The sequence below is a fragment of the Limosilactobacillus coleohominis genome (assembly GCF_016901675.1).
Classification (GTDB): domain Bacteria; phylum Bacillota; class Bacilli; order Lactobacillales; family Lactobacillaceae; genus Limosilactobacillus; species Limosilactobacillus intestinavium.
The window spans coordinates 1-223 of the sequence record NZ_JACJKU010000219.1 but is presented as its reverse complement, the minus strand read 5'-3'; the positions used below and the strand labels follow the sequence as shown (position 1 = coordinate 223).

The following is a 223-nucleotide window of genomic DNA, read 5'->3' as shown; positions in this document are numbered from 1 at the left end:
CAATTAAGACATTTAAGTGGCCGTGAATTCAGATACCAATTGATTTGAACCAGTTGGTAATCACTTAGTTCTTCAATGGCTTGTCCCTTGGGAATAAACCGTCGCAAAATTCGATTACGGTTCTCATTACTACCGCGTTCATGTGGTGAATAAGCATGGGCAAAATAAACCGGAGTACCAGTTCGCTGCTCAATTGCCTGGTAGTTAGCGAACTCTTTACCAT

General features: G+C 41.7%; 1 protein-coding gene. It reads right to left on the bottom strand.

Annotated elements, in window-relative coordinates:
• Positions 1–223 (bottom strand): IS30 family transposase (locus tag H5975_RS08580; RefSeq protein WP_204785656.1); only part of this gene is annotated, 223 nt, incomplete at both ends.